Genomic DNA, 6,164 nt, shown 5'->3' with positions numbered 1-6,164 from the left:
AAGACGATTCGCGCGGGCCGCGGGGGGATCATTATGTGCGACGCCGAGTACGCCGACGCCATCGACAAAGCCGTCTTCCCGGGTGCACAGGGCGGCCCACTGATGCACAACATCGCGGGGAAGGCCGTCGGGTTCGGCGAGGCGCTCTCCGCTGAGTTCGACGCCTACGCCGAACAGACCGTCAAAAACGCGCAGGCGCTCGGCGAGCGGTTGCAGGAGCACGGCTTCAGGCTGGTTTCGGGCGGGACGGACAATCACCTCCTCCTCGTGGACCTCCGTCCGTCGCACCCGGATACGACCGGCAAGACGGTCGAGTCGGCCCTGGAGTCCGTCGGGGTCGTCCTGAACGCGAACACGGTCCCCGGCGAGACGCGCTCGGCGTTCGACCCCAGCGGCGTCCGGATCGGCACGCCCGGCGTTACGACGCGCGGGTTCACCGAATCGACGTGTCGGGAGGTCGCCGACCTCGTCGCGCGTGTCATCGACGACCCCGAGAGCGAGGAGACGCGGTCGGCGGTCGCTTCGCGTGTCGACGAACTCACCGACGAGTATCCGCTGTACGCTTGAGGTCGTCTGACGGTCCTCCCTCTTTCCTGTCAGGCAAGAACGATGACCTGGTTATAATTGTAACTACGACAAACATTCATACGGTATGTACCAGGTACTCCTCCCCGTCGACGACGACGAGAACCGAGCGCTCAACCAGGCACGGTACGCCGCGAGTCTCCCGGACGCCGAGTCCGACGTCGAGGTGACGGTGCTGACAGTCGTCCCGCCGAGCAGCCTCGACACCGTAGACGACGTCGAATTCGAGGAGTTCGATGCGGCGGTGGGTGCCGCGGAGCACCTCGAATCGCACGGGATCGCCGTCGACCGAAGCGTCGGCGACGGCGGCGTCGCGGCCGAAATCGTCAGGATCGCCGACGACATCGACTGCGACGAGATCGTGATGGGCGGCCGGAAGCGTTCCGGGGTGGTCCCGATCCTGCTGGGTAGCACCGTCCGCGAGGTCTTCGTCTCGACGGATAGGCCCGTCACGATCACCGGGACCGAGATGGTGATCGACGACGGCTCAAGGGAGTTGTTGCTCCCGGTCGATCGCAGCGTCGAGCGGGCGCGCCAACAGGCCGCTTACGCCGCGAGCCTCCCGAACGCTGCAGAGAACGTCGCCGTGACGGTACTGTACGTGTTCCCCCACCAGGACTACGCCGGCGCGCCGCCGCACGACTTCGAGGAGATCGGCGCGGCGGTGGCAGTGGCTGATCGGCTCGAAGAGCGGGGACTCGCCGTCGAGCGCGTCGCCGTGGGGGGAGAGGTGACTCGAAAGATCCTGGCGGCGGCCGACGACCGAGGCGTCGACGGGATCGTGATGGGCGGTCGAAGGCGCTCGGGCGTCCAGAAGGCGATCCTCGGCAGCATCGCCGAGGACGTGATGCTCTCGGCGGACCGTCCGGTGACGCTCACCGGATAGGGCCGCTGATCAACCCGGCGACGATACCCTCGCCGCCGTTCTCACGGATCGGACGCTCGGCCGTCGCTGGCGGGCCCTGTCGATCCAGTTGCGGCGATAAAAATAAAAGGGTCGGTCGGCGACGCCGACAGTATCAGTCGTTCTGCTGGGCTTCCTTCTTCGCGCCGAGCTTCGCCTGTTCGCGGGCGCTCGGGTTGACCGATTCCTTGAACGGCACTTCCGCGACCGTCGCGAACACGGGTTCGCCCTCCTCTTCGGCGTACTCGTCGGGGAGGTGCACCTGGAACTCCAGGTCCAGATCGTCCTCGTAGATCTCGTCGTCGAGGGTCGCCTGTGCGGCGTCCTGCAGTTTGTCCGCCGGGACGAAGCCGAGGCCGATGTTCGTCTCCAGGTCCGGGTTCCACCACGGCGACGTCATGTAGCCGCACTCCTCGCCCGTCTCCGGATCGGAGATGAGCCAGAAGTCCGAGGCGTAATCGCGGATCGGTTCGCCGGCCATCTTCAGGCCCACGAGTTTGAGGTTGAACGGGTACTCGCCGCCCTCGATGAGCTCCTTCTGGCGTTCGAGTTCCTCCTTGCCGATGTAGTCGCCCTCCTTGTCGTCGGGAACCTGATAGCCCAGGTTGACCTGGAACGGCGAGGTCTCGTGGTCCATGTCCTGGCCCCACGAGAGGATCCCCGCGGCGATGCGGCGGTGGTGACCGGGGGCGATCTGTCGACCGCCGTGGTCCTTGACCGTGTCGAGCACCGGGTCCCAGACGCGCTCGGCGTTTTCCATCGCGTCCTGGACGTAGATCTCGAATCCTTTCTCGCCGGAGAAGCCGGTCTGGCTCACGAGAACCTCTGCGCCGTTGATTTCGGCCTCCATCAGGCCGTAGTACGGAATGTCGGACACTTCCTCGCCGACGACTTCCACCATCACGTCCTCGGAGCGCGGGCCCTGGATCTGCATCGGGGCGACGTCGATCTCGTCGATCTCGACGTCGAAGTCCATCCCGACGTTGACGCCCTGCAGCCACTGCATCAGTGTCGAGTCCGAGATGGAGAACCAGAACTCGTCGTCCTCGACGCGCAGGAGGATCGGGTCGTTGAGGATGCCGCCGTCCTCGTTGCAGAGGATGACGTACTTGCCCTTCATCGTCTCGATCTCGGTCGCGTCGCGCGTGATGACGTAGTCGGTCAGCGCCTCCGCGTCGGGTCCCTTCACGCGGATCTGGCGCTCGACGGCGACGTCCCACAGCGTCACCGTGTTAGTCAGCGCCTCGTACTCGGCCATCGCGCCGCCGTCTTCCGGCTCGACGAGACCGCGCGGGTGGTAGATGCGGTTGTACACCGAACACCGCCACGCGCCCTCCTCGTTGAACGACTTATGGAAGAAGGGAGACTTTCGGACGCGGGTCGAGACAAGCATCTGAATCCCCGGATCCCCCGTCTGTCGGAGGTTCCGCGGGAGGGTTCTGTCGGATTGGTCTACACTCGGGTGGTTCGGATGATCGTAGTCCCCTGACATCCTATGAACGATGTTATCATACCCAAATAAAATGTAACCCTGATAGTACCGTGCTTTTATCCCGGTGCTCGGAAGAGCCCCCGGACACAGTATGCTAGACCACTCCATACCGCGCATCCCTTATTTTCTTCCGCCCGAAAACGGGCGTATGACTCCGTCTCGACCCGCACCCGGTCCGGACGCCGCTCGCGCGTTCCGGCTCGGGATCGTCGCGGGAGCGATCGTCGGCCTCGCCGTCGCACTGTTGTTGTACTGGTACGGAACCCTCACGCTGTTCGCCTTCGGATACGTCCTCCTGCTCCTGTATCCGGTGTATCTGGTTCTGGTCGCGACGGCCCTCAGCGTGTGGTTGGGCTACGACAAGGACGTCACGTCGCTCCGCCCGGTGTATCGGACCGAACGGTAGTTGCGCGTTCGGCGTCTGTCTCGGATCCACACTCTGTCGTCTCTTCGTGGTCTCTTCGTCGTCTTTTCGCCGTCTCGTTGGAACGGTACCGTAATCACGTTCGGCCGCCTCACTGGCGGGTAATGGCACAACTCGAACGGCTCCGCGTATACCCCGTGAAGGGCCTCGGCGGGATCGACGTCCGCGCTGCGACTGTCCTCGACGGCGGGACGCTGGAGGGGGATCGGGAGTTCGCGCTCTTCGACGCTGAGGGGGACGTGATCAACGGAAAGCGCACACAGCGGGTGCACGAACTCGCGACGGACTACGGTCCGGATTCGGGGACGTTCGCCGTCGAGACGCCGTCGGACGAGACCGCGGAGTTCGACCTCGCCCGGGAGCGCGAACGCGCCGCGGCGTGGTTCGGCGACTTCTTCGATCTGGATCTCACCCTCGAACGGGACGTCCGGCGCGGGTTCGTCGACCGCCGCGAGATGGGTCCCTCGGTCGTCAGCACGGCCACCCTCGAAACGATCGCCTCCTGGTTCGAGGACATCTCCGTCGAGGGAGCGCGTCGACGCCTGCGCGCCAATATCGAGATCGCCGGCGTCCCCGCGTTCTGGGAAGACCGATTCGTCGGCGACGACGCGCCGTCGTTCGAGATCGGGGACGTCCGCTTCGAGGGGGTCACGCCCTGCGGACGGTGTGTCGTGCCCGGACGCGACCCCGACACCGGTGCGGTAACGCCCGACTTCCGTGAGCGATTCATCGAGCAGCGCCGCGAGACGTTCCCCGGGTGGGCCGACGAGGACGCCTTCGAGCACTTCTTCACCGCGATGCTCATCGCCGGCGTTCCCGAGACTCATCGCGGGCGTCGACTCCGCGTCGGCGATTCCGTGACCGTCCTCGACGCGTAGCTCCCCTCGAGTCGTAGTCACTTCCAGGGCGTGCCGACGACTTCGGCCTGGATGTCGTGGCCGACGCGGAGCCGACAGTCCGTTTCTGGCGTTGCGATGCAGAGCAGGACGTATCCCGCTTCGCGCGTCCGGTCTTTCAGGGCCCGCGGCGACCGCCGGTGTGTCATCTCGCCGTCGAGCAGTTCGGCGATGCAGGTCCCACAGACCCCGTACAGACAGCCGTACGGGACGGCGACCTCGGCGGTCTCGGCGGCGTCGACCACGGTCTCGCCCCTCCCGACGCGAATCGTCTCGACCCGCCCGCCCGACCAGCAGAGTTCGACAGCGTGAGTTTCCTCGTCGTCGTCGACCATTCACTGCCAGACGTCGCTGGTGCAGTCGCCACCGGGCCAGCGGATCTCGTGGGCGCGCGCCGGTCCGCCGGGCGCGTCTCCGAAGTCGACGAGGAACTCCTCGTCCAGTTCCATCCGCCCCTCCTCGGGGTAGACGTCCGCCTTCAGCATCAGCGAGCCCTCCTCGGCGATGTCCGGGAAGAACTGATTGTCCCACGAGGAGAACAGCGACGTCGTCCAGTAGAGCCGCCGGCCGTCACGCGAGAGCTGGAGCATCTGCGGCGCGCCGCGGATCTCGGTGCCCTGCACCTCCTGTCGATCGCTGAACAGTCCGCCGGCCCAGATCTGATCGACGAGCCGGGGGTTCGCAGAGTCGCTCACGTCGTACATCCGCACGTCGCCGTGGAGCCAGTTCGAGAAGAAGAGGTACTGGTCGTCGAGCGACAGGAGGATGTCCGTGATCAGCGGCGGAACGGGCATATCCCAGTCCTCGTGTTCGCGGGGGTCCTCGTCGATGACGACGTCCCAGTCCCAGGTGCCGTCGTCCCGCTCGTAGAAGCGGATGATGTTCGAAGACAGTGCCGCGCCGACGTAGCCCTGCGTCTCCTCGGGGTTGTGGCTCATCCGGACTTCCAGTGGGATCTGGCCCTGTTCGCCGAACTCCAGAGTCTGGATGTGCTCGCGGTCCTCCCAGGACCAGACGTGGATGCTGTTTCCGTATTTGCCCGCTTCGACGTCGTCGAGGTCGAATCCCGGATAGTAGGTGTTCGGTGCGGCCCACTCGCTGGAGATGAGGACGTCGTGGCGCGGCTGGTACCAGTAGTCGTAGTTCATCTCCATCTCGCCGCGGTCGGTCTCCCAGCGACCCTCGATGCTGAAGTCCTCCTGATCGAGTTGGAGGAAGCCGCCGGGGAGTTTGCCTTCGGCGTCGCCGAGCATACTGACGACGATCTTGCCGCCGGGGACGCAGTGAACGGTGTGGGGTGCCGAGAGGTCGTACTCGAACACCTCCTCGGGTTCGATGACCTTCACCATCTCGGGGTCACGGGGGTCCTCCGCGTCGATGATGTGGATGCGCGAAGAGCGCTGTCCGGGGACGACGAGGTACTGGCGAGACAGCCCTTCGGCGTGGCACGACGACGAGCAGGCGTTCCAGCCGAAGTGGTGGAGTTCGTCGCCCTTGTTCGGCATCTCGATCGTGTCGACGATGTCGCTATACGTGTCCGACTCCGGATCGAGGTCGACGACGCCGACGAAGTCGGGGCCGTCGTTCGCCATTCCGACTCGGGGTGCCATCACGTACGCGGTCTTCTCCCGTCTGCCCTCGGTCCGCATCGCGGCGGGCGTCGGATAGCCCGGCCCCTCGACTTCGTGGTGGTCGTGGTCGCCGTGGCTACTGTGCTCCGATTTGGTTGACGGTTTGTCAGTACTCATCCTCCTCTGTTGTTTCAATCACAATGAATTAATATTATGTTAATGATTTATATCATATTGGGTTTGTAAAGAAGTTCGGAGAGCGTCTCTTGTACCGTGACCACGACGAAGGGCG

6 protein-coding genes and 1 pseudogene are annotated in these 6,164 nt (G+C 64.9%); 4 read left to right on the top strand and 3 right to left on the bottom strand.

Features of this window, described 5'->3' with window-relative positions:
- Window positions 1-567 (top strand): annotated as a pseudogene (locus NO876_RS17575) (serine hydroxymethyltransferase); the annotation flags it as partial.
- Between the two features lie 85 nt (window positions 568-652).
- Window positions 653-1,471: a universal stress protein gene (locus tag NO876_RS17570; protein ID WP_256422980.1), complete on the top strand. Its 819-nt coding sequence runs from the start codon at window positions 653-655 to the stop codon at window positions 1,469-1,471.
- Window positions 1,472-1,604: 133 nt separating this feature from the next.
- Here NO876_RS17570 and NO876_RS17565 read toward each other — a convergent pair whose 3' ends face one another.
- Window positions 1,605-2,981 (bottom strand): aminomethyltransferase family protein, encoded by a 1,377-nt coding sequence (locus NO876_RS17565; protein WP_256422979.1) that lies wholly within the window; start codon window positions 2,979-2,981, stop codon window positions 1,605-1,607.
- A gap of 148 nt (window positions 2,982-3,129) precedes the next feature.
- Here NO876_RS17565 and NO876_RS17560 point away from each other — a divergent pair, with 148 nt between their 5' ends.
- On the top strand, window positions 3,130-3,387 hold the full coding sequence (locus NO876_RS17560; protein ID WP_256422978.1) for a hypothetical protein: 258 nt from the start codon (window positions 3,130-3,132) through the stop codon (window positions 3,385-3,387).
- Between the two features lie 122 nt (window positions 3,388-3,509).
- A complete protein-coding gene (locus NO876_RS17555; protein WP_256422977.1) occupies window positions 3,510-4,283 on the top strand; it encodes an MOSC domain-containing protein in 774 nt (257 codons plus the stop codon).
- A gap of 17 nt (window positions 4,284-4,300) precedes the next feature.
- Here the strand turns inward: NO876_RS17555 and NO876_RS17550 are convergent, their stop codons facing one another.
- Window positions 4,301-4,636, bottom strand: a complete 336-nt coding sequence (locus NO876_RS17550; RefSeq protein WP_256422976.1) for a 2Fe-2S iron-sulfur cluster-binding protein — start codon at window positions 4,634-4,636, stop codon at window positions 4,301-4,303.
- Window positions 4,637-6,049, bottom strand: a complete 1,413-nt coding sequence (locus NO876_RS17545) for a selenium-binding family protein (protein ID WP_256422975.1) — start codon at window positions 6,047-6,049, stop codon at window positions 4,637-4,639.
- Between the last annotated feature and the right edge of the window lie 115 nt (window positions 6,050-6,164).

The sequence above is a fragment of the Halobellus rarus genome, assembly GCF_024494595.1.
Classification (GTDB): domain Archaea; phylum Halobacteriota; class Halobacteria; order Halobacteriales; family Haloferacaceae; genus Haloquadratum; species Haloquadratum rarum.
Note: the sequence above shows the minus strand (reverse complement) of the source record. Positions and strands in the feature narration are given on the sequence as shown.